The organism is Paenibacillus turicensis (genome assembly GCF_017873435.1).
GTDB lineage: Bacteria > Bacillota > Bacilli > Paenibacillales > Paenibacillaceae > Fontibacillus > Fontibacillus turicensis.
This window is the reverse complement of the sequence record NZ_JAGGKG010000007.1, coordinates 105,268-130,345: the sequence shown is the minus strand read 5'-3', so window position 1 is coordinate 130,345 and position 25,078 is coordinate 105,268. Positions and strand designations below refer to the sequence as shown.

The following is a 25,078-nucleotide window of genomic DNA, read 5'->3' as shown; positions in this document are numbered from 1 at the left end:
ATAATCCCCTTCCTTTTCCCAACATTTAAAGTGACTTGAATTGTCCTAAGAAACGTAAGTCGTTGTTGTAGAAATAACGAATATCATCAATACCATACTTCAGCATTGCAATCCGCTCTACACCCATACCAAACGCAAACCCACTTACTTTCTCTGGGTCATAACCACTCATTTCAAGTACACGTGGATGAATCATGCCACTTCCTAAAATTTCAAGCCAGCCTGTTTGTTTGCATACACGACAGCCATCTCCATGACATTTCATACAGGTTACGTCTACCTCAACGCTTGGCTCTGTGAATGGGAAAAAGCTAGGACGTAATCGAATTTGTGTATCCTCACCAAACATTTTGCGTGTGAACTCCAATAACGTACCTTTTAAATCACTCATACGAATACGAGGGCCAATGACAATCCCTTCAATCTGATGGAACTGGAAGGAGTGAGTTGCATCATCATCATCACGGCGGTATACACGTCCAGGGCAGATTACCTTAACGGGTACTTCCCCCTTCATCGCTTCCATCGTTCTTACCTGAACAGGAGAAGTCTGAGTTCTCATAAGTAGGTCTTCTGTTAAATAAAAGGAGTCCTGCATATCGCGTGCGGGATGGTTTTTAGGTAAATTCAGTGCCTCAAAGTTATAGTAATCTGTTTCCACTTCAGGTCCTTCTGCAATCCGATAACCCATTCCAATAAAAATGTCTTCGATGTCTTGAATGACTTGATTTAGAGGGTGAATGCCACCTTGTCTTGGTTGTCTACCTGGCAATGTTACATCAATTTTTTCATTTGCAAGACGCGCTAACGTTTCTTGTTGTTGGAAATGATTATTTTTTGCTTCAATGAGTCCTTCAATAGCACTACGCACTTCATTTGCTACTTGACCGATGATGGGTCTTTCCTCTGCAGTTAATCCACCCATTCCCCGCAAAATTTCAGTAAGCGCCCCTTTTTTTCCTAAATATTTGACACGCAGATCATTTAAAATGTTTGCATCCGCTACAGCTTCAAGCCCTGCAATCGCTTCTTGCTTTAGCGCTTCTAATCTTTCCTTCATGTTTCATGTCCTCCCTTATGTTTTGTTTCCATGACAAACAAAAAAGGCCTTTTCTCCCAAAAAAGGGACGAAAAGACCGCGGTACCACCCTTGTTAGAGCTATTATGTCATATCCATCATTAATTGCTCTCACTTTTACGAAATAACGGTTCGCCAGCCGGTTAACTCTAATGAATTCATCCTTATCCATCCTTGAAAAGGGTTTTATGAGGATCAATTGTTCAAGCCACTGCTCCAGAGGGAATTTCAGTTAGTCCAATCCATAAAGGCAATCTCAGTATTATGCCCTCTTCCTGTATAGTGGTTGCTAGCTTACTTGTCTCTATCCACGCATTTACCTTTGTTTACTTATTATATGAGAAGTTCCTTCCAATGGCAAGAAAATCAATGATTAAGCGATAAATAAGGGGACTTTATTAAAGCACTTTAAAAGGCTCAAACTTGAAATCAGTGCTTGATCGCTAACCCAAACTAGCGAAGAGACAGAGCGATTCTGAAGATTGTCTTTTAAAATCAAATTCCACCAATACATTTACTTCAATTAAAAAATGATCATTATTTCTTCAAGCGGAAAGGTACGGTAGTCACAATAACATCCTTATGTCTTAGCAAATACGCTCGCATCATTATACTCGTCTGGTTGTGTAACAGGTTTTCCCACCAATGCTTGGTAATAAACTGCGGAATCAAAATTGTAATATGATCTTCTTCTGCTTTTTTCCATTCCACGGTTTCAATAAATTTCATAAGTGGTCTCATAATACTTCTATATCTTGATTTAAGCACGATAAGACGAATACCAGGGTTCCATTGCTCCCATTTTTGCTCCATTTTCTGAATCCCTTCATCATCAAATCCGATGTATACGGCAACGACATTATCAGATAATGTTTTAGCATAGCTAACAGTATTTTTAACTACCTGTGTGATTCCTGAGATTGGAATAACAATCGTATTTCCTTTTGCAATGGGTTTATCTATTTCAAGATCAATACGCAATTGGTCTGCTGTATTATCATAATGTGTACGAATACGATGGAACACATATACCATCATTGGTAAAAATATAAATACAATCCATACACGTTCAAATTTTGTAGTAATAAAAATTAGGGTAATCGATAGTGTTGTGAGCATACCAATCGTATTCACGACTAGTTTAACTACCCAACCCTCAGGCTTAAGTCTAATCCAGCGAAGCATCATCCCAAATTGAGACAATGTAAAAGGAATAAATACCCCCACCGCATATAACGGAATTAAGCTTTCTGTATGTCCCTCAAACGCAATGACAAGAATAGCCGAAAAGGTACTTAAAAATAAAATCCCGTTAGAGAAACCTAATCTGTCACCACGCACCATAAACATGTGTGGCATGTACTTATCCTTCGCTAACATAAAGGACAACAAAGGAAATGCGGAGTAAGCCGTATTAGCGGCTAGGAATAAAATGATTGCTGTAATCCCTTGTATAAAATAATACATTCCACCTCTACCAAAGGTACCTGCTGCGATTTGGGATATCACCGTCTCCTTCGGATTTGGGACAGCACCAAACCAATAAGCAAGTAAGCTGATTCCAATAAACATCAACCCTAAAATAATCCCCATCATCATGAGTGTTGCCGCCGCATTTTTCTCCTCTGGTTTACGGAAGTGAGGGATCGCGTTTGAAACGGCCTCAACCCCAGTTAACGCCGAACAGCCTGAACTAAATGCCTTAAGCAATAAGAACAAGCTAACATTTGAAACGGTCGCATGAATTTCATGGGATGCCATTACAGCACCACCCGTAAAGTATTTAATCATGCCATAACCGATCATAAAAAAGATGGAAACGACAAACAGATAAATCGGGATTGCCAATACGGATGCAGATTCTGTTACTCCTCTTAAATTCATAATCGTTAAAAATATAATCATAATTAGTGCTATAGCCACTCGGTGGTCATGTAACGCTGGAAATGCGGATGTAATCGCATCGGTACCTGCAGAGGAGCTTACCGCAACCGTTAAAATATAATCAACAAGTAATGCGCCACCAGCAATCAAACTGGATGAGGTTCCAATGTTATCTTTAGCAACAATATATGCTCCGCCACCACCAGGATAAGCAAAAATTGTCTGCCGATAAGAGATGATTAAAATCGTTAGTAATCCAAGTACAGCAATCGAGATTGGAATAGAGTACCATAAAGCCGATACACCAACAGCCATCAACGCAATCAGGATCTGTTCAGTACCATATGCAACAGAAGATAAGGCATCAGATGACAAAATAGCCAGTGCCTTTAATTTACCTAGTTTTTCCCCCTCAATCTCCGTTGATTTCATCGGCCTGCCTATTAAAAATCTCTTTATTTTATCGAACATGCCCTTCTTCATCTCCTACCAAAATAATAACTCCAGAAACGTATTATGACGCAACTTTCATAAATTTTCAATCTTTTTCTTCACGTTTCAATTACCACTAAAAGTATAAGATTACTGTTCCCAATTTGGTTTAAAATCATGTTTAAATTATTCATCAGCATAAACACAACATAAACAACCCTCGCTAGCTTAAAGCGAGGGTTACTCTAATAAAGAGCGTATGATTTTACTTAATCAGAAGCAAGTAGCCCATCAAAGTTTTCTGGACCAACACGTATCGTACCAAGCAAGTTAGAGCTAATAAATGCACTATAAGTCAATGTGTCCGAAGTGATAGGTGGATTAAAATCAGCAGCAGAGAATGTGATAACTTGTGGCGCAAGAACGCTGAGGTTAAACGTTGCAGTTGCTGAATATACGAGTGGGTCTGTTGATAGCGTGCCTCTGACGACTGTAATGGTTATCCCCACTAGCGCCAATGGCAGTTGAACTGAAACTGTCCCTGTTAACTGTACTCTAGGATTCGCTCCTACTCCAGTAGTTGTAAGGCCTATTTGTCCAAATAATACCGGTGTATCAACTACAAGAATGGGAACTGCAATAGAGTTAGCATAACTTGCATTCTGTGAAGTTCTAGCATCAAGAAATAATGGCATTTTGACTATACCTCCTATTGATTGAGATAGGATAGTATATTCAAACTTTGATAGTGCGCTTGGATACGTTACTCAGATTGAGAAAAATTGGCATTTTACCGAAAACAAATTTTTATCTTATTTTCAGAAACAAAAAAACCCTTATTATTAAGGGTTTTTAAGAATTCATTATGAAGCGGGTGATGGGAATCGAACCCACGCTATCAGCTTGGAAGGCTGAAGTTCTACCATTGAACTACACCCGCATAATCTTATATATGGTCGGGATGACACGATTTGAACATGCGACCCCCTGGTCCCAAACCAGGTGCTCTACCAAGCTGAGCTACATCCCGAAGTCAAAGGCGATTAAGATTCACCATTTGAAGACAAGAAATAATATATCACGTTCAACACATTTATGCAATACTTTTTTTCTAAAACTTTTTTCCAATCATTTAAAATACGTGAACATAACACTAAAACCCTCTAAAACGGCTTGACGCACTCCTTTACATCAAAATCCGCTTTAGAGGATTTCTGAACATTAATCAAGATAATTTTCACTTCTTAATTCTTACTTCTTGATTCTTACTTTTTATTACTTACCTTATGCTTTTTTAACTTTTACTTCTCAAAGCTAACCTCTGGTGTCGTTAACTTATCGTAAAAATCTACAACCTTATCTTTATTTTCAGAAGCACGAAGCGCCATTGCAGAACGAGGATGCTCATCTAACGTACCCGTGATCATGTAAGGAATGTTGTAGCCCCATTCTTCCTTTTCACGTAATGGAACAAGTAATTCCTCTAATACTTGTAAAACAGGACGTAATTCATAGTTAGTATTTTTCAAATGGGTTACTAGAAGCTCCGTAGGGCAATTTCCTGCTGCACGTCCCATACCGTATACAGAAGCATCCAGCAATTCAACTCCATTTGCAGCCGCAACAAGTGTGTTCGAGAATGCAAGCTGCATGTTGTTATGAGTATGCACGCCAAGACGTTTATTAGGAAGGTGTTTTTTAAACTTGTTAATCAAATGCTCCATATCCTTGTAATCCAAACTACCGTAAGAATCTACAATATAAACAACATCTACGACACTATCCTTGATCATTTCAAACGCTTCAAGAAGCTCATGCTCCATGACATTTGATAACGCCATAATATTAATCGTTGTTTCATAACCAAGATCATGGAATAGCTGCACAAGCTGCAAACCTTTATCTACTTCTTTAATGTAGCAAGCAACACGAATCAGATCAATCATGCTTTCACTACGCGGTAAAATATCGTTAGCATCTACACGTCCGATGTCGACAAGTGCTGATAATTTTGTATGTCCTTTTTCGGGAATCACTTTACGTAAAAAATCATCATCTAAAAATCGCCATGGGCCTGCAGACTCTGCTCCCTTTAATAGCTTTGGACTATTTTTATAACCAATTTCCATATAATCAACGCCAGCCGCATTTAAGCCTGCATACAGCTTTTGCACAAATTCAATACTGAAGTTCCAATTGTTCACCAAGCCACCATCACGAATCGTACAGTCTACAATTTTACTTTGATTTAATTTCATCGTCCTTATCCTCTCCAAGTGTTTATGTTATTTACCATCTTACTTGAAGCCCATTCATAATGTAAAGCAAAAGCTCGTGATAATTGTCACAGTAGCCAAAATATTGCCATGATATATTATTTCTACATCTAATTGAGAGTGATTATCAATATCTAAACTTACGGAGGTGATTTGAGCATGACACAGACACTTAAAGAGCTTAAACCAAACGAAACCGCCCTGATTACAAGCATTGGCGCAAAAGGATCTATTCGCAGAAGATTGATGGATATGGGCATTACACCCGGTACACAAGTCATTATGCGTAAGGTTGCACCTCTTGGCGATCCGATTGAAATTCATATTCGAGGGTATGAGCTAAGCATCCGTAAGGCTGAGGCAGATCAAATCATGATTACAAAATAGATCTATATTTTTAGAAGGGAACGAACCATTCATGAGCTATCGATTTGCGCTTGCTGGCAATCCCAACAGTGGTAAAACTACATTATTTAATACACTGACAGGAAATAATGCCCATGTGGGGAATTGGCCAGGGGTTACAGTTGAACGTAGAGAAGGAAAGTGTAAGCAAACCAATGAGGAGCTTTACATTATTGATCTTCCAGGTATTTATTCTTTATCCCCCTACTCACCAGAAGAAATCATCTCACGCGATTTCCTTACAGTTGAACAGCCTGATGCCATCATCAACATTGTAGATGCAACTAACATTGAACGAAACCTGTATTTAACGACCCAACTACTTGAACTTGATATTCCAATGATCATTGCCTTGAATATGATGGATGAAATCGAAAAACGTGGTGATCAAATTGACATTGCTAACCTAGAAAAGGAGTTAGGTGTCCCAGTTGTTCCAATTGCTGCAATTAAAAAGCATGGCGTACAAACTTTAATTCAAAAGGCCATCGCCCTCAAACCTAAAGCTTCAAATATAATTAAAAACGACTTCCATCATCCTGCTTTAGCACAAAGCATTGAGAAAATAAGCACATTACTTTCCCAACACGGATATTCCCATACATTATATTACACGATTAAGCTCTTAGAGGAAGACGAAAAAATTACAGATCATCTCAAGCTCAGCTCTACACTTACAAAACAAATTGATGTCCTTATCCAAAGGGCAAAAGCTGAAGCCAATCAAGATATCGATGTCATTATTGCCGATTCACGCTACTCTTATATTACTAACATCGTTCAAAGCTTTGTTATTAAAGGACATCCCCCTGGAACACTTACCTTTTCAGATAAAATAGATAAAATTGTTACGAATCGAATATTAGGCTTACCGATCTTTTTCCTGATAATGTTCTTTATTTTTGAAACTGCCGTTGGTTCCATTGGCGCTTATATTAAAGATCCATTTGAAGTACTGGTCACAGAACAGCTACCAGAGCTAGTTACGAACTTCCTACAGAGCATTGGTGCCTCTGATTTAATCCAAGGTCTTGTAGTTGGCGGTATTATTACAGGGGTCGGAAATGTATTATCCTTTTTACCACAAATAGTAATCTTATTTTTATGCTTATCCCTACTTGAAGATATTGGTTACATGTCTAGGGTTGCCTTTGTGATGGATCGGCTATTCCGGCAATTTGGGCTCTCAGGTAAAGCATTTGTCCCCCTTCTTATGGGATATGGCTGTGCAGTTCCAGCAATTATGGCAACGAGAACATTAGAGGATGAGCGTAGCCGAAGACTAGCGATCACTTTAATGCCCTTCATGTCATGTAGCGCTAGAATTCCAGTATATGCGGTGTTTGCGGGTGCCTTTTTTGCAGCACATCAAGGTTTAATTGTGTTTAGTATTTATTTCCTTGGTATTCTGGTTGCAATGTTGTCTTGTATTATTCTGAATAAAACGGTTTTAAAGGGAGAGGCCGCACCATTTGTAATGGAGTTACCTCCTTATCGTATCCCTACACTAAATGCAATCTCCAGACACACATGGGAAAAGGCAAAAGGTTATGTCATCAAAGTAGGGACTGTACTTTTATCGATGACTGTGGTCATTTGGGTGCTACAAACGTTTAATTTCTCTTTCCAGCAAGTGGATGACTCTGCTAATAGTATGTTTGGCGTTATTGGCGGTTTTATTGCGCCTATCTTTTCCTGGAACGGGTTTGGGTCTATCAAGGGAACTGGTGAGGTGCATTGGCAAATTGGGGCAGCTTTATTAACTGGACTTATTGCCAAAGAGGCGGTTGTAAGTACATTAGGGATTTTATATGTAAATGTAGGGACAGAAGAATTAACGACTGCATTAAGTGCTGCATTACAGTCGTATTTCACACCATTAGCTGCATTTTCTGTCATGGTATTTGTTTTATTGTATGCTCCCTGTGTTGCTGCTATTGCAACAGCAAAAAAAGAGCTGAATTCTTGGAAATGGACGTTGTTTACAGTAGCCTACCAATGTGGAATCGCTTGGCTCATCTCTATGCTAGTTTATCAAATTGGACGTATGCTTGGCATTGGATTAGGTTAACTTATTTTGTTTAGTTAATGGAGGGATAAATGTGGCTGACTTTATAATTATTTTTATTATAGCTACAATTATGGGCTTAACTTTGTATCGGTATATTAAGCAAAAGAAGGCTGGGCAAAGTGGGTGTGCAGGCTGTAGCTTTAGCAACGCTTGTGAGTCGTCACCTTCTTCTTGCCCTCAAAGCACATCTACATGCCACGATAAAACTGTCCCACCTGTCACTAAGCTTAAATGATCATATACCGAATAAATCAAGAGCCTCAACATCAATTACGACGTTGAAGCTCTTAATTTGTATATGCATATAACCGCTAGTGTCCTCACTTAACATCGCCCCTTCATGTGTTTTATGATTTTATGTCAGCATTCACACCAATGGCAACGTTATTTCAAATGTAGTCCCTAAACCTAATATACTACTTGCTGTTATATCTCCAAGATGATTACGGATAATACGATGGCTAAGTGATAAGCCTAGGCCTGTCCCATGCTCCTTTGTCGTGAAAAAAGGATCAAACATTTGACCTAATATGCTTTTTTCTATTCCCTTCCCATTATCCTTTATAATAATTTTGGCATATTTACCTTCTGCAACGACACTAATTACGATATGACCTTCATGATCGGCTGTGATTACTTCATCAATCGCTTCCATTGCATTTTTTATCATATTGAGCAACACTTGTTTAATTTGCTTTGCATCAATAGATACATTCATATGTTGATTATGCTCAGGTATAATGAGTTCTATTGTACACCCCTTCATTAAAGCTTCGCTTTCTGTTAGTAGTGTAACCTCACTTAATAAAGAAGGCACATGAACAATGCTTCTCTGGATCACAGACGGTTTAGAAGAATTAAGAAACTCATGGATAATATCGTTAGCTCGATCGATTTCATTTAAAATAATACGTGCATACTCATCACGCCCTAATTGAATCAAATGCGGACGTAACAGTTGAATAAAACCACGGATAGAGGTTAGAGGGTTTCTTATTTCATGAGCAATCGCAGCAGAAATTTTACCTAACATAGCAAGCTTGTCATTGTGATAAGCGGTTTGTTCAATTTGTTTATAATCGGATACATCCTTAATACTTAAAAGGACATCTCCATCCATCTGATCGTCATAAACAACTGAAATCAACCAATTCCTACCATATTCATCGGTGCATTCATGATGATTTTGGCATCTTAAAATAGTTTCTCTGTAGATTTCTAATACTTGCTTTTTTTTGAAACGACTTAAATGTGGATGTCTTACTATTTGTAGCAGATTACACCCAATTAAAGACTGTTGCGGCATTTCAATTAACTTGGCCATTTCTACGTTAACGAAGGTAAGAACACCCTCACAATCAAATAACATGATTCCACTGTCTAAATGTTGCAATACATTCTCATATTTATTTTTGACAAGCTGTGTAGATTGGAATGCTTTTACCGATTGAAGCAGTGTTTCCTGAAATTCACTCAACAAGTTGGTTCCCCCTGTTCTCAAAATGATGTACTTTGCCTACCGACAACATACGATCACTACCCGAGAAGCTCAGACCCAAGCCATAGGTTAACATACCACCGTCATGCTCGCCGTTTCGGGATATTCATATGCTACAACTCTCTATCCCCCCTTTCTTCTTATTTTTTAATCCTGTCTCGCTTGTCTAGGAAAATGCTGTAATTTTGCAGGTTTTGACTGAAGCGGATAGAAATTTATGTAGGAACATAGACAAAAACATGCCTCTTCACCTGCAAAATATTTATCTTAAAGCAAGCTAAAATATGTTAAAAATTAGCTATACTCTAATCATAGTAGTGGAGCCCAAATCACGTCAATCAGAGATACTGTCGAAAAAAGCGATATCCTCACTAAAGCAAAAATTTCACCTAAAAATAGGAAAATAGACTATGTTTTTTTGACTAAAAAAGAACAATTTTCAAGTCATAATTACAAATTTAAATCAATTATAAAAAGTAATTAAAGGAAATAAATGGAGTAAATATTCAGAGGTGTCAATTAGGGGTATAATCATAAGATGTGAGTATTTTATAAAACAAGGGACACAATCAATTATCCCTTGTTTTTTTCTGCATCAGCTTATCTTTTTTTAGACTCATTACGGCTAACCGCCTTTTAAGCTGGTACTCCCATTTTAGATCCTGGAGAGCTTTCGCCATTGTCATTAAATCAAGACTCATATCTATTTGTGTCTGTACAATTTCTAGCGGGTCTTCCCCTTCAACATTTACACAATTATCAAATACTAAGATTTCATGCTCTAATACAAAATCCTCAAAATCAATGTCGGTTATCCCGTCATCATGACTATATTCCGCTAAAATCTCATATTCATGCTCTACTTTATAGTGAACTTCAACGCGTTGACATACTGGACAAAATAGTAATGGGACATTATGAACTTTAGTATGATAATGCTTCATTGTTCCTTTTGTCCCTATCATGCTCGCTCCACAACAAAAGCTCATTTCCTGTCACCCTTCCTTCTTACCAAATTATCCATATTTATAATCACTTATTCTATATCCATCATGTTAATTCCTGCACGTTATGGGATTAGGAGGAAAAAACCCCTTACTATACGCAATAAGCAGTATAGTAAGGGGTCCGTTCATAAAATTAGAAGCTTGAGCTTAGCCGTTTAACGTTTTGTCTCCAGGCTTCCAGTTCATCGCACACAAGCCACCAGATTGTAATGCTTGAAGAACACGAAGTGTTTCTTCTACGCTACGACCTACATCATTATGGTTAACAACTTGATATTTTAGTTCGCCTTCAGGATCAATAATGAACAATCCACGAAGTGCAACACCTTCTTCTTCAATAAGTACACCATAATCACGAGCAACGCTCTTCGTAATATCAGATGCAAGAGGGAAGTTAAGTTGTCCAAGACCATTGCTATCCTTAGGTGTGTTAATCCAAGCTTTATGGCTATGCTCTGAGTCTACACTTACACCAAGCACTTCAGTGTCAAGTGATTTGAACTCTTCATAAGCTTCGCTCAATGCGGTAATTTCAGTTGGACAAACAAAGGTAAAATCAAGTGGATAAAAGAAAAATACTAACCATTTACCACGATAATCAGACAATTTAACCCGTCCAAATTCTTTACCATCACCTGATACGCTTGCCATATCAAAATCTGGAGCAAGTTTTCCTACTAAACGTTCTGCCATTGTAAATCCTCCTTTAAAATATGTAAGAAACATCTACTGTTTCTTGTATTTAGAATGTATTTTGTAACAACAATTGCTACACACAAAATGTTATCATTCGTCATATTTAAAGTCAAGATTATAATTAATATTTATTTATAATTATTATAAATAAGCTTTTATTTATGAACATTTTTTGAATTATTTTTGGATTGCAGCCACAATTAGATCACCCATTTGGGTTGTGCCAATCGCACTTGCTTTATCTGTAGCGATATCTCCTGTTCTATGTCCCGCATCCAATACATTTTTCACCGCTGCTTCAATCGCATCAGCTGCATCGCTATAACCAAACGTCATGCGTAGCATAAGCGCTACAGACAAAATTGTTGCTACTGGGTTAGCTAAATTTTGCCCTGCAATATCTGGGGCAGACCCATGTACCGGTTCGTACAATCCAAAGCTTCCTTCTCCTAATGAGGCTGAGGACAACATCCCTATGGAACCTGTAAGCATTGCCGCCTCATCACTTAAAATATCACCAAACATATTTTCAGTTACGATGACATCAAAGCTAGCAGGACGACGTAAAAGCTGCATTGCACAGTTATCTACTAATACATGCTCAAGCTCTACATCTGGATAATCCTCAGATACACGAATGACTACCTCTCTCCACAAACGTGAGGATTCTAATACATTTGCTTTGTCTACAGAGGCTAGTCGTTTACTACGCTTCTGCGCAATTTGGAATGCCTGACGTACAATTCGTTCGACTTCCATTTCGTTATAAGCACAAGTGTCTACTGCCTCTTGACCAAACTCTGTTTCTCTACGGAACTTTTCGCCAAAATAAATACCACCTGTTAATTCACGTACAACGATTAAATCAGTGCCTTCTAGTACTTCTGGCTTTAAAGTCGAAGCATCCTTTAGACAATCAAATACAACCGCTGGACGCAAATTTGAAAATAAACCTAATGCTTTTCTTATGCCTAACAAGCCTGTCTCAGGGCGCAACTCCTTTGGATTGCTATCCCATTTAGGTCCACCCACTGCACCAAGCAATACCGCATCGGCATTTTTACACACGTTAAGTGTTTCCTCAGGTAACGGAGTCCCCTTCTCATCAATCGCAATCCCACCAAACAAAGCATGTTCAGTTTCAAAACGATAACCAAACAATTCCTCTACACGTTGCAATACCTTTTCCGCTTCAGCTACAACCTCAGGACCGATACCATCGCCTGGAATAACCGCTATTTTTTTCACATCTGACATAAATGAACAACTCCTTCTATAAAATAAACATGAATTTTTATGCATTTATTTATATCCGTTAAAAGTAGCTTATCTTATTGTTTTATCATAAGTAACGGTAATATACAAAGATATAGAATCTATTAGGTTAATAGGTTTATCCTATGAATGAAATGGGTATCGGGTACCAACCACTCTTGAAGCTATATTCAGAATGAGCATCGGGTTCCAACCACTCTTGAAGCTGTATTTAATTTGAATTTATTATGTTGTATAAATACAGCTTCAAAGGTGGTCCGTAAACTTTCCACCCGATACTCATTCCCCCGTAGTTTGATAGATTACTCAAAGTTGGCAGTACCCAACACCGCCAAAATTCCCAAAATATAAAAAAAGAATGCGACTGTGCAAATTCAGCACAGCGCATTCTTTTAAGTTCCTTAGATTCTGTCTTCCCTAAAATTAGTGCTTGATTAAAGTAGAGAGGGACGAAGGGACAGAGGGATTGTGGAGAAATGAAATGTTCGCCTTTAAAGTCCGATTTATACCTTCAACCATTAATAAAATGAAATCGGACTTTAACAGCGATCGCAACAACTCTCTGTTTCGTAGCGCTTCTCTCTACCCAAAATCAATCAAGCGCAAATTTTCAAACTTTTAGTTTTTGATCCAATGCATCAAGCCACGAAGCTCGCGTCCGACAACTTCAATTGGATGTTCAGACTCATTACGACGAGTTGCAGTTAAGAATGCACGGTTAGATTGATTTTCAAGAATGAAGTCACGTGCAAATTTACCTTGTTGGATGTCAGACAATACTTCTTTCATTGCTTTCTTCGTTTCGTCAGTAACGATACGTGGTCCAGTTACATAGTCACCATATTCTGCTGTGTTAGAAATGGAGTCACGCATTGTTGCAAGTCCACCTTCATATACAAGGTCAACGATTAATTTCAATTCGTGCAAGCACTCGAAGTAAGCCATCTCAGGAGCATAACCTGCTTCTGTTAATGTTTCGAAACCAGCTTTGATTAGTGCACTTACGCCACCACATAATACCGCTTGTTCACCAAACAAGTCAGTTTCTGTTTCTTCACGGAAAGTAGTTTCAATAACTCCTGCACGTGTACAACCAATTCCTTTTGCATAAGCTAGTCCAATTTGTTTAGCCAATCCAGTTGCATCTTGATGCACTGCGATTAGACCAGGAACACCAAAGCCTTCAACATAAGTACGACGTACCATGTGACCTGGAGATTTAGGAGCTACAAGCAATACATCGTTGTCTTTGGAAGGTACAATTTGTCCAAAGTGTACGTTAAAGCCATGTGCAAACAATAATGCTGCACCTTTTTTAAGGTTTGGTCCAATTTCGCTATGATATACAGCAGCTTGAGTTTCATCTGGCATTAAGATTTGTACAATATCAGCACGAGAAGTTGCTTCCGCAACAGACAATACTTCGAAGCCATCTTCTTTAGCTTTATCAAAGGATTTACCTTGACGAAGACCAATAATGACATTTAATCCACTCTCACGCAAGTTTTGTGCATGAGCATGTCCTTGACTACCATAACCAATAATTGCGATTGTTTTCCCTTGTAATACATTTAGTTCTGCATCTTGTTCATAGTACAATGTAACTGCCATTTTAATTAGCCTCCTAGAATTTGGGTAACAATTGTTCCCTTATGAATTTTCCGCCTGATAAGCGGGTATTTCAAAAGAAGAATTTTTAAAATTGAATTACGGCTACGATCCAGAGAGTTCTTGCGATTGTTGTTAAAATCATATTCCTTTTTATTTAAGTCTATTTATGGGTGGAATTTGATTTTAAGAGACAACCTTCAGAATCACTCTGTCTCTTCGCCAGTTAGGCTAGCCGTCAAGTTCTCATTCTAAGATTGAGCCTGAATTTTTATTCATTTATATTGCATGAAAATCAATTCATTTTAAATCTCTTCTTCTCAAATCCCCGCTTATCAGGTATATATTTTAAAGCTTATGCGCTCAGCATATCACATTACGAAACTTAGATACTAATTTTGCGACTTAGTTATTCTGACTTAAGCATTCCCACGAATCATTGCGGTAACCCCAGTACGACTTAATTCTCGAATTCCATAAGGAGTTAACAATTCTATCATAGCATCAATTTTGGTTGTGTCACCAACAACCTGTACCATCATTGAGCTTGTTCCAATATCAACGACAGAAGCACGGAATGTCTCAACAAGTCCCATAATTTCTGGTCTTTCTGTTGGCTCAGCTTTCACTTTGATAAGCGCCAATTCACGGCCAACCATAGGGCGAGAACTCAAATGTACAACCTTGATCACATCGATAAGCTTATATAGCTGCTTTTCAATTTGTTCTACGGTATGATCATCGCCAGAGGTGACAATGACCATTCGGGATAATCCCTTTTCTTCAGATTGCCCAACGGTAATACTTTCAATGTTGTACCCACGTCGACCAAACATACCTGATACTCGCTGTAAAACACCTGGCTGATCATTTACCAATACTGCAATCGCATGACTTTTCATCACTCATCGTCCCCCATCAACATTTGATCAATGGTAGAACCTTGGGTAACCATTGGATATACATTTTCTTCCTTGCTGACTATGAATTCTACCAGCACAGGACCTGGTGTGTCCAAGGCTTCCTGCCAAACTTTTTTAGCGTCCTCTTTGTTAGTTGCTCTTAAACCTTTTACACCATATGCTTCAGCCAGCTTGACGAAATCAGGGCTTCCCGCAAGATCAACGTGGCTATATCGCTTGTCATAAATAAGCTCTTGCCACTGTTTTACCATCCCTAACACTTGGTTATTAATAACTACCACTTTAACAGGAATGTTATTAATGGCACAGATCGCTAACTCCTGTGCACACATTTGCATACCGCCGTCGCCATTTATTGAAATAACAAGGCGATCAGGATGTGCCATTTGAGCACCTATTGCAGAAGGAAAACCAAATCCCATTGTACCAAGACCACCTGAAGTGATCCATGAACGAGGGTGGTTAAACTTATAATATTGAGCTGCCCACATTTGATGTTGACCTACATCTGTAGATACAATGGCATCCCCATTTGTCGTTTCATTTAATAACTCAATTACCCATTGTGGCTTAAGTACGGTATCTGAGTCCTTGTACTTCAGAGGCTTATCTTGCTTCATTTGCACAATTTCCTTGCGCCAAGCATCTGCCAATTCTGCACTTGAAATCATTGGGTTTAGCTGCTGTAGTACAGTTTTCACATCACCTACGATTGGAATATCTGTTTTTACGTTTTTACCAATCTCCGCAGGATCAATATCAATATGAACAATTTTGGCATGTGGCGCAAATCCGTCTAGCTTTCCAGTTACTCGGTCATCAAACCGAGCGCCAATGCTGATCAACAAATCTGCACGTTGGATTGCTTGGTTGGCTGTGTACGTACCATGCATACCAGGCATGCCCATCCATAAATCATTACCTGTTGGGAAAGCGCCTAATCCAAGCAAGGTTGTAGTTACTGGAATTTGTGCTTTTGTAATAAATTCATATAACTCCTCATGTGCACCGGAGTATATTACACCGCCACCTGCAATTACGACGGGTTGCTTCGCTTCCTTAATTGCTGCTGCCAGCTTATCCAACTGTAACCGATTCGGAACAACGGTTGGGTTATACCCTCTTAAACTGACGGATTGCACGGGGTTAAATAAAGTTGTCTGATTCGATACATCCTTCGGAATGTCAATTAATACTGGACCTTTACGTCCGGTATTTGCAATATGAAACGCTTCGTGAATAATACGTGGTAAATCCGCTACATCACGTACAAGATAACTATGCTTTGTAATTGGCATCGTAATTCCTGTAATATCTGCTTCTTGGAATGCATCTGTCCCAATTAAGCTTGAAGCAACATTCCCTGTAATAATTACCAACGGTACTGAATCCATAAATGCAGTTGCAATTCCTGTCACCGTATTGGTTGCTCCAGGTCCTGAGGTTACAATACACACGCCAACTTTTCCACTTGCTCTTGCATATCCGTCAGCAGCATGAATTGCACCTTGCTCATGTCTCGTTAATAAATGGTTAAAGTCACTAAATCCATGCATAGCATCATAAATGTATAATACTGCACCGCCAGGATAACCAAAGACGCATTCAGCACCTTCCAAAAGCAAACTTCGAAGTAAAATTTCAGAACCAGTAATGACCTCTGGCTTCATCCATTTCTCACGCAACTGTTCTTTAGACTTTTCTACTGGAATTTGTGTACTCATCAGTTATCCTCCCTCCAAAATTAGGTGGTTTATTTTAACCACACTATCCTTAACCTTGTTAATTGGCGATAAACAAAAAAACCTTCCATCCCGATCAGAGCAGACTTCTGCTACTGAGGGACGAAAGGTTATTATCTTCCGTGGTACCACCCATATTTACCTAGTATCTCACAATACTAAGCCTTAACGAGTAAAATGAAAGTCAAGCGAACAAAAAACACCTATTCACAATACTCGTGGTCTTATAACGTAGACCTAACGATTTCCCCTAATACGCTAACACCATACTTCTTAAACGTGTTAAAGCTTTTCAGGAAAACAGCTCCGAGGTGAGCTCGTAATTAAGGGATTATGGTGATTGGTCTCAGCTATTCCATCACTCTCTGAACAAAGAGCCCTTAAAACTTCGTCCTCATCATCGCCGATGAACTATAACGTAAAATGTTTAGGAACATTATATGATTAGTTTACATGGAGAGTCAATACCTAATCTAAACAATTTAATTTACCACTGTTTGATTGTCACTCCATTGCCCATACTTTCATAGAATAATAAATAATTATTATTTTATGCATAATGCAACAAAATGCTTTTAAAAAAATGAATTTAGGCTAGGAAGGACTCTGAGTCATATGATTCGTTATCGAAGACCCAAACAGGATGATCCCATTATTTATCAATTAATTAAACAAGAACTTGTACCTTACTCTCATCTGTCTCCACAAGAATTAAATCAGGTTATATCAGATCTCCCTAAACGAATGTCCCGTGGTACTACGCTAGTCAGCTCTCTTCAATACGAAAGTGATCCTATTGCGTTTATTCATTTTATGATTCATGACCAACTGTTATACATTGATATGATCGCTGTATCAGCCCAACACCGTAGACGGCAAATCGGAAAGGCACTTATCGCACATGCCGAGCATTTTGCTGCTTCAAGAGGGTGCACATCATCTAAATTAACCGTAGAGCAAGGAAATACAAGAGCAGAGCGTTTTTATACCAATTTCGGCTATAGTCGGACGAAAAACTTACCTCACATACAATGCTTTGAGATGAAAAAAAAATTAGATTATCGTTTTTAAAATTGTTCATATTGTTCATGCTAGATAAAATGGAACTTAAATAATGCCAAAAAACTAGTTATTCTTAGCTAACTTTTGTAGCACTGTTATACTAGTTATTTAAATGTGTTCTATTCTATAGTACCATTTTTCACTAAATGGTCTTTAATCTTTCTGTGCATATCCCACACATCATTCCCTGTATTACTTACGATCGTAATGCTGATATCGTTAGCAATATCGTAGCTTGATTTAAAGCTTACTCCTGGATCACAGCCCTCAAAATGAGGGATAAAAGTAACCTCTTCTACCTTCGCATTACTGAAATCACGCTTAGTTAGCCATACGCCATACCCATAGCAGCTATGTTCATCCTCACCTTGCAATGACAACATCTGTTGTAGCATATCTAAAGAAATTAGATCACCTGCAAGTAGCTTCCCCCAAAACTTATCAATATCTAAAACGGTTGTAAACACTCCCCCTGCACCCGTTCCCTTTACATCAATACTATAAATGTTCGTATAATACTCGTCATGCTCCTCATCATAAATGTATGCATTAGCAGTACGTGCAGGAAGGCGATCTAGCTCAAAATATCCGGTATCATTCATACCTGAGGGTTGAAATACGTTATCTTTTAAGTATTCATCAAATGGCTTTCCTGACACTTGTTCAATGATTAGACCTAACACAACATAACCGGTGTTGTTATATTGGAACTTCTCACCTCGTGGATACATCATTTCTTTATTTATAAACAGTGGGAGCAAATCGGCTGAAGTTCTTATTTTATAGTTCGGATAATCCCTCCACAATTCAGCATATTCCTCCATCACACTTTCATCAAAATAATCCGGTATACCTGAGGTATGATTAAGTAATTGTCTAACTGTAATGTCTGTATCAATGAGCTTCCAATCAATATGGGATAGAAGTTGTCCAAGCGTATGTTCAAAGCTCAATTTTTGTTGTTCTATTAACTGTAAAATAGCTGTAGCCACAAACACCTTCCCTGCTGATGCCGTCGGAAACTTTGTTTCTAATGAATTAGGTACCTTATTTGGCATATCTGCATAACCAAATGCTTCTTGGAAAATGATATCCTTTGATGTTCTTATAGATATACAACCAGAAAAGTCTGTATCTATCCACTTTTTTATTGTCAAAGTAAACCCTCCTCAAAATTCATTAGTTCTAGGTCGTTTCTCCCTAATATAACATAAAAATACACCCTTAAAATATGTAAAAAACAAATTAAAAAAGAGATTACCATGACTAATGTCAATAGTAATCTCTTTTAAAGTTATTAATTCTATGCGTTCAATTTTTCTTTAGCAACGTTAGCCAAAGAATTGAATGCTTGAATGTCATTTACAGCTAAGTCAGCAAGGATTTTACGGTTGATGTTAATCTCAGCCAATCTCAAGCCATGTACCAATTTGCTGTAAGACAAACCGTTCATACGAGCCGCAGCGTTAATACGTACGATCCACAATTTGCGGAAATCACGTTTTTTCTGACGACGGTCACGGTATGCATAAAGCATAGATTTCATTACTTGCTCATTTGCAGTTTTGAAAATACGGTGTTTAGAACCAAAATAACCTTTAGCAAGCTTTAATACTTTTTTATGACGACGACGAACAACGAATCCGCCTTTTACTCTTGCCATATCAATAGACCTCCTAATAATTCAAAAAATAATGTGTGATTAATTACTTCAAGTTAGCTAATTGTTGTTTCAAACGTCTTACATCACCAGCATACATTACAGGACTATTCGCTAATACACGTTTAGCACGTTTAGTTCTGTGGGAAAGCAAGTGGTTACGGTTAGCTTTGTAACGTCTTACTTTACCTGTTCCAGTAATTTTGAAGCGGCCTTTTAGACTGCTGTGAGTTTTCATTTTAGGCATTGTACTTCCTCCTCAATGTTTATGAGCAATACTTGAAACTTGACTTAGTTTTTAGGCGCAAGAATCATAATCATACTGCGACCTTCCAACTTAGGAATTCGTTCCACTGTACAAAGATCAGCAACTTCATCTTTTACGCGGTCCAGAATTTTTTTCCCGATGTCGGCGTGTGTAATCTCACGTCCACGGAAACGGACAGAGCATTTTACTTTGTCGCCATCCTTCAAAAATTTGATCACGTTACGAAGTTTCGTCTGGAAATCATGCTCCTCAATATTTGCACGGAACCATACTTCCTTGATGTCCACTATCTTTTGATTTTTACGAGCTTCTTTTTCTTTCTTCTGGTTTTCGTAACGGAATTTACCGTAGTCCATAATACGACACACTGGCGGTTTTGCCGTTGGCGCAACATTGACTAAATCCAGATTCAGATCAATCGCCATCTGTAGTGCTTCACGTATAGGTTTAATTCCTATTTGTTCACCTTCAGCGCCTACTAAACGAACTTCTTTTGCTCGTATTTCATCATTGATCAAATGTTCCTTACTGATAATTATCCACCTCCAAAAAAGTTTAAACCACATTATAAAAGCAAATTAAAAAGGGATGCAGATTATCGGCTGCATCCCAAATTGATCAATTCATCATGAACTTACATTCATAAATCATTGGATCAAAACCAGTCAACTAAAAGCTGAACAGGTGAGAAGTCAACGCCTTCTACTTACAATCCATTTTTCGTTAAAACATCACCAAAACAATATATCACATATAAAACATTTTTGTCAAACTATTCTTAAAATTAATTTTAGATCTAGTTTTTATGTTTAAAGTGATTATCCTTGTTTGCTTTGAACCTCATCTAAACGTACAACACGTGTATGCTTGGTGTGGCTCCATTGCTTGTTGTTTTGTGTGAAAAATGCATAAAACGTAATTGGCCACCATGAAATAAGGTAAATCGGAAACAAAACAAGGTAAGCATATACTTTCTTATAAGTAACTTTTTCAAGTGCCATCGCCGCTAAGAAAATAAATACGTTGGCAGCTATTGCAATAAAGGAAATCCATAACGGGAAGTAACTATACAACGTACTGAAGTGAGGGCCTTCCAAAATGGACTGATCCACCCAAATAAATGCACTCAGTAAAAATGTAATCAATACGATATATACGTTAACACCATATAAAGCCATGTCTAACTTAATAAAGTTACGTTCCTTAATACTTTGCCATAGCAATTTAAAAAAGTAACGACGTGCGACGGTAAAGTGTCCTTGCATCCAACGTAGACGTTGACGTGCAGAAGCCTTAAACGTTAATGGCTTCTCATCAAATAACTTAGCATCATAGTTAAAAACAGGGTTAATTCCTTTTTCTACACAACGCATCGTAAACTCAAGGTCTTCTACAAGACTAGTAGCTCCCCAACCAATTTCCTTAAGAAGCTCGGTTTCAAAGCACATGCCTGTGCCTCCAAGGAAGTTAGCCATCTTCAAGTTGTGACGAGAAAGCTGCCACAAACGGTTGCAATACCAATAGGAAATACCATAGGCTGCAGTGATCCAAGAGTCCTCTGGATTTTTTGTATCGATGTAGCCTTGAATAACACGAGCCCCTTCACAAAGATCATTATTCATCTCACGAAGGAAATCAGGATGTGCCAAGTTATCAGCATCAAACATAACAACAGCATCATATTGTCTAGGCATTTTCCATAGCTCTTTAAGCATCCATTCAATCGCATAACCTTTACCACGAAGGTTAGGATTCGTACGTACACAAGCATTCATCCCATGACTACGCACGATTTCTACTGTACGGTCGGTACAGTTGTCACAGATAACAAATACATCGTACAGCTCCTTCGGATAATTTAGGTGCTTAAGGTTCTCCATCAGCGCACCTACAACTTCTTCCTCATTGTGTGCTGCAACTAGAACAGCAAATGATTTATTTGGTTCATATTGTTTTTTATTTTTCTTTTTATACATGCCAAATAAAGCTAATCCAAATTGATACACACCAACCACTGCTAAAATAATTTGCAGAGATATCAGTATAGTGTCGACCATAATTCACTGCCCCCCTTTAAACCTCATTTTATTTTTTCTCTAACAGCTGAGGTTTTAATAATGACCCTGTTTTTGTTTTACATTTGATTTTACATTAGCGATGAACTGCCAACACTAAGATATTGTAAACAAAATTACTGGCTAAGTAAAATTTCTCTATTTTTAGCACAGTAATATTATTAATGCATTACGATTTTCCACGACTTTGACAACTTTGTCAAAGGGGATTTTAGGCTCTATTCTTCAAAAAAAGCGCAAACATAGTGTTTTCCGAGCGTAACTTGGGGTCACCTCCTGCTTTTTTATAAGTATAGGTCTTATTTTCATCAGTTTAGTCACTTTTTATTTCATTCTCGTTAACAAAACTATGTCGCTTATCTATACAAACGTAAAAAAAGCAAAAAAGTTTACCAAATCGCACAGTTTCCTTTAAACTAATTTGATATCATTTGAATCAGATGTTCTTTGATTTATTGATATATAATTGTTGAAAACACCCACAAATCAAAATATGATAAATGTAAGGGGATTATGAAATACTTATAATAAAGAAGCTTATTCGTTGGTGAAAATAGAAGTGGAGGCATTCAATGCGTCATTGGCTGCAAAGTTTAGTGGATCTTGATCGAAAATTATTTATTGCTATTAATGTAAAGTTTCATCGCAAATTTTTGAATTTTTGGGTGTTTAATCTTACGCGCTTAGGTGGTGCAACATTTACCATTGCCATCACATTATTGATCTGGAGATTGGCTTCTCCAGCATGGAGCAAAGTTGGACTACAAGCTTTTACAGCCTTGGCATTAAGTCATATCCCAGTTGCTATTGCTAAAAAGCTGTATCCCAGAATACGTCCTTATTTGAGCTTGCCTGGAATAAATACGTTTAAAAACCCGTTAAAGGACCATTCCTTTCCGTCTGGGCATACAACAGCTATTTTTTCGGTGACAATACCGTTTATGATTGCTCAGCCTAGTTTAATTATAATATTAGCACCGTTGGCACTATTGGTTGGGACTTCACGTATATATTTAGGTCTGCATTATCCTTCTGATGTACTTGCTGGACTAATTATTGGTACATCCGTTGCAGTGGGTACGGTTGCATTCTGGACATAAAGGTTATATTGTTAAGTTCAGGAAAACCTTGCGGGAAAAGGTGAAACTAAAGTGAACAAACAAAGAGTCTTACTTTTATCTGAAGGGTTCGGGGCTGGTCATACTCAAGCTGCCTATGCATTGTCAAGCAGTTTACGTAAGCTATCGCCAAATGTACAAACAAGGGTACTGGAGTTAGGTAGTTTTCTTAACCCAAGAGTAGCACCACTTATTCTTACAGCTTATAAAAAGACGGTTTCTTCTCAACCTCGTCTTGTCAGTATGATGTATCGTAGCAACTATAAAAAACCATTAAATCGTTTAACAACATTGGCACTTCATAAACTTTTTTATACACATACGAAGCTAGTTATAGATCAACTTCATCCTGACGTCATCGTATGCACGCATCCTATTCCGAGCGCCGTTATTTCTCGGATGAAGCGACATGGCTTAGAGGTTCCTTTATGCACTGTCATTACCGATTATGATGCACATGGAACATGGATCAGTGATGAGGTTAATCGATATCTTGTATCCACTGACCAAGTCAAGACCATCTTGCTTGAACGTGGGGTTAGTGAATCTAAAATTGAAACTACGGGTATTCCCGTCCACCCTAACTTTTGGGAAAGACACAGCAAGCAGGATATTCGAGATCGTTTTGGTTTAAATGACATACCAACCATACTTATTATGGGCGGAGGCTGGGGATTAACGAAGGATGAAGCTGTAAACAATCTACTTGTAAAACATAAAGAACACCTTCAGCTTATTTTTTGTCTTGGTAGCAATATAAAATTAATGGAGAAAATGAGCAATGATCCTAGGTTCCAGCATCAAAATATAAAGCTGCTAGGGTTTACTAAGGAAATTGATAAGCTTATGGAGGTCTCTGACCTTTTAATTACGAAGCCTGGGGGCATGACCTGCTCTGAAGGGTTAGCGAAGGCGATACCGATGTTATTCCACAAGCCTTATCCGGGACAGGAAGAAGAAAATTTGCAATATTTTTCTACGCAGGGCTGGGGTACACCCATTCATTCGCTAGATGACATCACAGCATGGGTTGAAAAGCTTATTCATCATTATGATGAGGTGAGTGCAACCAGAGAGCAGATGCTTGCGGATATCGAACGCTTCCATCCGACTCAAAGTGCAAAAGTCATTGTTGAGTTATTGGAAAGTAAAAATAATACCATATTTATTTAGCTCTTATCTAATTTATATCGTTAATTACAGTGATTAAATTTTAAAAAAACGTCGTCCATGTTATTAAGTGGATGACGTTTTTGTATTTAACAATGATAATGCTGCCTCAATACTTTGTTTAATAAAAGTAGGATCAGGTCTTGACTTCATTAGGACAGTCAAACCAATCATGGAAACAACAAGCGAATGTGCTAGTTCTTCACTTTGTAGCACTTCTGAAAGCTCCCCCGTCCCTTGCCCTCTCTCAATCGTCTCTTTAAATATAGCTGCTAAATACATTTGGTGCTCACGAGTAAGTACTGCAAATTTAGAGTGGTGAGGTGCAAGCTCCACCATTGTATTTATACAAAAGCATCCTCGCCTAATTGATGCATTCGTTGTATCTTCTGTACCTATTTGTTCGAATAGCTTTCTAAATGCTGTCTTTACAGAAGGCGCATGTTGAAGCAATGATCTTATATAACCAGCATGCCAAGTGTTATAGCGACGTAAAGTGGCCTCAAACAACTCATTTTTATCCCCGAAAGCTGCATAAAGACTAGGACGTTGAATGCCCATCGCATTTGTAAGATCGACTAGCGAGGCAGATTCAAATCCTTTTTCCCAAAAAACCTCCATTGCTGCCTCAAGCGCTTTATCCGTATCAAACTCCCGTTTTCTGACCATTTATAATCACCTTTTTGTATCAATCAGTATTTTATAATTTAGTTAATAATAAGTTTATGCATTGCAAAGTCTTCTGTCAAATCAAAGTATGAGATTAGAGAAAATCAAAATAAGTTATTTATGGTCATTGACATAAAATTATAAATTGGGCTATGATGATC

23 protein-coding genes, 2 tRNA genes and 1 other annotated feature are annotated in these 25,078 nt (G+C 38.1%); of the genes, 6 read left to right on the top strand and 19 right to left on the bottom strand.

Translation table 11 applies throughout. The annotated features are described in order from the left end of the window. Nucleotides 1-25 precede the first annotated feature (25 nt). The 6 genes from pheS to J2Z32_RS09150 form a co-directional block, all read right to left on the bottom strand. Complete coding sequence (gene pheS, locus J2Z32_RS09175) at nucleotides 26-1,060, bottom strand: phenylalanine--tRNA ligase subunit alpha (RefSeq protein WP_210088860.1); 1,035 nt, start codon at nucleotides 1,058-1,060, stop codon at nucleotides 26-28. 60 nt (nucleotides 1,061-1,120) lie between these two features. Then, nucleotides 1,121-1,398, bottom strand: a binding site (T-box leader). Nucleotides 1,399-1,615: 217 nt separating this feature from the next. Further along, nucleotides 1,616-3,433, bottom strand: a complete 1,818-nt coding sequence (locus J2Z32_RS09170) for an APC family permease (protein WP_210088859.1) — start codon at nucleotides 3,431-3,433, stop codon at nucleotides 1,616-1,618. Between the two features lie 230 nt (nucleotides 3,434-3,663). After that, nucleotides 3,664-4,089, bottom strand: coding sequence for a hypothetical protein (locus J2Z32_RS09165; protein WP_210088858.1), 426 nt, complete (start codon nucleotides 4,087-4,089; stop codon nucleotides 3,664-3,666). Nucleotides 4,090-4,263: 174 nt separating this feature from the next. Next, nucleotides 4,264-4,334, bottom strand: a tRNA-Gly gene (locus J2Z32_RS09160). Nucleotides 4,335-4,347: 13 nt separating this feature from the next. After that, nucleotides 4,348-4,424 (bottom strand) — tRNA-Pro (locus tag J2Z32_RS09155). A 271-nt stretch (nucleotides 4,425-4,695) separates the two neighbouring features. Continuing rightward, nucleotides 4,696-5,652, bottom strand: coding sequence for an aldolase catalytic domain-containing protein (locus J2Z32_RS09150; protein WP_210088857.1), 957 nt, complete (start codon nucleotides 5,650-5,652; stop codon nucleotides 4,696-4,698). 177 nt (nucleotides 5,653-5,829) lie between these two features. Here J2Z32_RS09150 and J2Z32_RS09145 point away from each other — a divergent pair, with 177 nt between their 5' ends. The 3 genes from J2Z32_RS09145 to J2Z32_RS09135 are packed head-to-tail and all read left to right on the top strand — an operon-like array spanning nucleotide 5,830 to nucleotide 8,381. Then, nucleotides 5,830-6,057: a FeoA family protein gene (locus J2Z32_RS09145; RefSeq protein ID WP_210088856.1), complete on the top strand. Its 228-nt coding sequence runs from the start codon at nucleotides 5,830-5,832 to the stop codon at nucleotides 6,055-6,057. A gap of 31 nt (nucleotides 6,058-6,088) precedes the next feature. Beyond that, complete coding sequence (feoB, locus tag J2Z32_RS09140; RefSeq protein WP_210088855.1) at nucleotides 6,089-8,146, top strand: ferrous iron transport protein B; 2,058 nt, start codon at nucleotides 6,089-6,091, stop codon at nucleotides 8,144-8,146. A gap of 31 nt (nucleotides 8,147-8,177) precedes the next feature. Then, nucleotides 8,178-8,381, top strand: a complete 204-nt coding sequence (locus tag J2Z32_RS09135; RefSeq protein ID WP_210088854.1) for a FeoB-associated Cys-rich membrane protein — start codon at nucleotides 8,178-8,180, stop codon at nucleotides 8,379-8,381. A 132-nt stretch (nucleotides 8,382-8,513) separates the two neighbouring features. Here the strand turns inward: J2Z32_RS09135 and J2Z32_RS09130 are convergent, their stop codons facing one another. From J2Z32_RS09130 to ilvB, 7 genes are all read right to left on the bottom strand, one after another. Further along, nucleotides 8,514-9,626, bottom strand: a complete 1,113-nt coding sequence (locus J2Z32_RS09130; protein WP_210088853.1) for an ATP-binding protein — start codon at nucleotides 9,624-9,626, stop codon at nucleotides 8,514-8,516. Between the two features lie 587 nt (nucleotides 9,627-10,213). Further along, the gene (locus tag J2Z32_RS09125; RefSeq protein ID WP_210088852.1) at nucleotides 10,214-10,633 is read right to left on the bottom strand and encodes a hypothetical protein; all 420 of its coding nucleotides are present in this window, start codon (nucleotides 10,631-10,633) and stop codon (nucleotides 10,214-10,216) included. A 165-nt stretch (nucleotides 10,634-10,798) separates the two neighbouring features. Then, on the bottom strand, nucleotides 10,799-11,344 hold the full coding sequence (locus J2Z32_RS09120; RefSeq protein WP_210088851.1) for a peroxiredoxin: 546 nt from the start codon (nucleotides 11,342-11,344) through the stop codon (nucleotides 10,799-10,801). A gap of 180 nt (nucleotides 11,345-11,524) precedes the next feature. Then, nucleotides 11,525-12,604 carry a 3-isopropylmalate dehydrogenase gene (gene leuB / locus J2Z32_RS09115; RefSeq protein ID WP_210088850.1) on the bottom strand — a complete coding sequence of 360 codons (1,080 nt, stop codon included), beginning with the start codon at nucleotides 12,602-12,604 and terminating at the stop codon, nucleotides 11,525-11,527. Between the two features lie 636 nt (nucleotides 12,605-13,240). Next, the gene (gene ilvC, locus J2Z32_RS09110; RefSeq protein ID WP_210088849.1) at nucleotides 13,241-14,233 is read right to left on the bottom strand and encodes a ketol-acid reductoisomerase; all 993 of its coding nucleotides are present in this window, start codon (nucleotides 14,231-14,233) and stop codon (nucleotides 13,241-13,243) included. Between the two features lie 416 nt (nucleotides 14,234-14,649). Continuing rightward, nucleotides 14,650-15,132 carry an acetolactate synthase small subunit gene (gene ilvN / locus J2Z32_RS09105; protein WP_210088943.1) on the bottom strand — a complete coding sequence of 161 codons (483 nt, stop codon included), beginning with the start codon at nucleotides 15,130-15,132 and terminating at the stop codon, nucleotides 14,650-14,652. Further along, the gene (gene ilvB, locus J2Z32_RS09100) at nucleotides 15,132-16,877 is read right to left on the bottom strand and encodes a biosynthetic-type acetolactate synthase large subunit (protein WP_210088848.1); all 1,746 of its coding nucleotides are present in this window, start codon (nucleotides 16,875-16,877) and stop codon (nucleotides 15,132-15,134) included. The genes ilvN and ilvB overlap by 1 nt, the downstream gene beginning before the upstream one ends. Before the next feature lie 633 nt (nucleotides 16,878-17,510). On the opposite strand from ilvB, the gene J2Z32_RS09095 reads away from it, so the two are divergent. Beyond that, nucleotides 17,511-17,966 (top strand): GNAT family N-acetyltransferase, encoded by a 456-nt coding sequence (locus J2Z32_RS09095; RefSeq protein ID WP_210088847.1) that lies wholly within the window; start codon nucleotides 17,511-17,513, stop codon nucleotides 17,964-17,966. A 110-nt stretch (nucleotides 17,967-18,076) separates the two neighbouring features. On the opposite strand, the gene J2Z32_RS09090 is transcribed toward J2Z32_RS09095, so the two are convergent. The 5 genes from J2Z32_RS09090 to J2Z32_RS09070 all read right to left on the bottom strand — a co-directional run bounded on the left by J2Z32_RS09090 (nucleotide 18,077) and on the right by J2Z32_RS09070 (nucleotide 21,942). Further along, nucleotides 18,077-19,114 carry a serine hydrolase domain-containing protein gene (locus J2Z32_RS09090; RefSeq protein ID WP_210088846.1) on the bottom strand — a complete coding sequence of 346 codons (1,038 nt, stop codon included), beginning with the start codon at nucleotides 19,112-19,114 and terminating at the stop codon, nucleotides 18,077-18,079. Nucleotides 19,115-19,260: 146 nt separating this feature from the next. Further along, complete coding sequence (rplT, locus tag J2Z32_RS09085; protein ID WP_210088845.1) at nucleotides 19,261-19,620, bottom strand: 50S ribosomal protein L20; 360 nt, start codon at nucleotides 19,618-19,620, stop codon at nucleotides 19,261-19,263. Between the two features lie 43 nt (nucleotides 19,621-19,663). Then, the gene (rpmI, locus tag J2Z32_RS09080; RefSeq protein ID WP_210088844.1) at nucleotides 19,664-19,864 is read right to left on the bottom strand and encodes a 50S ribosomal protein L35; all 201 of its coding nucleotides are present in this window, start codon (nucleotides 19,862-19,864) and stop codon (nucleotides 19,664-19,666) included. 44 nt (nucleotides 19,865-19,908) lie between these two features. Next, nucleotides 19,909-20,403, bottom strand: coding sequence for a translation initiation factor IF-3 (gene infC, locus J2Z32_RS09075; protein ID WP_210088942.1), 495 nt, complete (start codon nucleotides 20,401-20,403; stop codon nucleotides 19,909-19,911). 300 nt (nucleotides 20,404-20,703) lie between these two features. Continuing rightward, entirely contained in the window at nucleotides 20,704-21,942 is a 1,239-nt protein-coding gene (locus J2Z32_RS09070) for a glycosyltransferase family 2 protein (protein WP_210088843.1), read from the bottom strand. Nucleotides 21,943-22,532: 590 nt separating this feature from the next. Here J2Z32_RS09070 and J2Z32_RS09065 point away from each other — a divergent pair. Together J2Z32_RS09065 and J2Z32_RS09060 are read left to right on the top strand one after the other, a co-directional pair. After that, a complete protein-coding gene (locus tag J2Z32_RS09065) occupies nucleotides 22,533-23,060 on the top strand; it encodes a phosphatase PAP2 family protein (protein WP_210088842.1) in 528 nt (175 codons plus the stop codon). Between the two features lie 51 nt (nucleotides 23,061-23,111). Beyond that, nucleotides 23,112-24,251 (top strand): MGDG synthase family glycosyltransferase, encoded by a 1,140-nt coding sequence (locus J2Z32_RS09060; RefSeq protein WP_210088841.1) that lies wholly within the window; start codon nucleotides 23,112-23,114, stop codon nucleotides 24,249-24,251. 63 nt (nucleotides 24,252-24,314) lie between these two features. Here the strand turns inward: J2Z32_RS09060 and J2Z32_RS09055 are convergent, their stop codons facing one another. Further along, entirely contained in the window at nucleotides 24,315-24,917 is a 603-nt protein-coding gene (locus J2Z32_RS09055; protein WP_210088840.1) for a TetR/AcrR family transcriptional regulator, read from the bottom strand. Between the last annotated feature and the right edge of the window lie 161 nt (nucleotides 24,918-25,078).

What these genes read in the sequence shown, in the direction of transcription:
- pheS (WP_210088860.1), bottom strand. Translation starts at nt 1,060, where the DNA reads ATGAAGGAAAGATTAGAAGCGCTAAAGCAAGAAGCGATTGCAGGGCTT.
- J2Z32_RS09170 (WP_210088859.1), bottom strand. Translation starts at nt 3,433, where the DNA reads ATGTTCGATAAAATAAAGAGATTTTTAATAGGCAGGCCGATGAAATCA.
- J2Z32_RS09165 (WP_210088858.1), bottom strand. Translation starts at nt 4,089, where the DNA reads ATGCCATTATTTCTTGATGCTAGAACTTCACAGAATGCAAGTTATGCT.
- J2Z32_RS09150 (WP_210088857.1), bottom strand. Translation starts at nt 5,652, where the DNA reads ATGAAATTAAATCAAAGTAAAATTGTAGACTGTACGATTCGTGATGGT.
- J2Z32_RS09145 (WP_210088856.1), top strand. Translation starts at nt 5,830, where the DNA reads ATGACACAGACACTTAAAGAGCTTAAACCAAACGAAACCGCCCTGATT.
- feoB (WP_210088855.1), top strand. Translation starts at nt 6,089, where the DNA reads ATGAGCTATCGATTTGCGCTTGCTGGCAATCCCAACAGTGGTAAAACT.
- J2Z32_RS09125 (WP_210088852.1), bottom strand. Translation starts at nt 10,633, where the DNA reads ATGAGCTTTTGTTGTGGAGCGAGCATGATAGGGACAAAAGGAACAATG.
- J2Z32_RS09120 (WP_210088851.1), bottom strand. Translation starts at nt 11,344, where the DNA reads ATGGCAGAACGTTTAGTAGGAAAACTTGCTCCAGATTTTGATATGGCA.
- leuB (WP_210088850.1), bottom strand. Translation starts at nt 12,604, where the DNA reads ATGTCAGATGTGAAAAAAATAGCGGTTATTCCAGGCGATGGTATCGGT.
- ilvC (WP_210088849.1), bottom strand. Translation starts at nt 14,233, where the DNA reads ATGGCAGTTACATTGTACTATGAACAAGATGCAGAACTAAATGTATTA.
- ilvN (WP_210088943.1), bottom strand. Translation starts at nt 15,132, where the DNA reads ATGAAAAGTCATGCGATTGCAGTATTGGTAAATGATCAGCCAGGTGTT.
- ilvB (WP_210088848.1), bottom strand. Translation starts at nt 16,877, where the DNA reads ATGAGTACACAAATTCCAGTAGAAAAGTCTAAAGAACAGTTGCGTGAG.
- J2Z32_RS09095 (WP_210088847.1), top strand. Translation starts at nt 17,511, where the DNA reads ATGATTCGTTATCGAAGACCCAAACAGGATGATCCCATTATTTATCAA.
- rplT (WP_210088845.1), bottom strand. Translation starts at nt 19,620, where the DNA reads ATGGCAAGAGTAAAAGGCGGATTCGTTGTTCGTCGTCGTCATAAAAAA.
- rpmI (WP_210088844.1), bottom strand. Translation starts at nt 19,864, where the DNA reads ATGCCTAAAATGAAAACTCACAGCAGTCTAAAAGGCCGCTTCAAAATT.
- J2Z32_RS09070 (WP_210088843.1), bottom strand. Translation starts at nt 21,942, where the DNA reads ATGGTCGACACTATACTGATATCTCTGCAAATTATTTTAGCAGTGGTT.
- J2Z32_RS09065 (WP_210088842.1), top strand. Translation starts at nt 22,533, where the DNA reads ATGCGTCATTGGCTGCAAAGTTTAGTGGATCTTGATCGAAAATTATTT.
- J2Z32_RS09055 (WP_210088840.1), bottom strand. Translation starts at nt 24,917, where the DNA reads ATGGTCAGAAAACGGGAGTTTGATACGGATAAAGCGCTTGAGGCAGCA.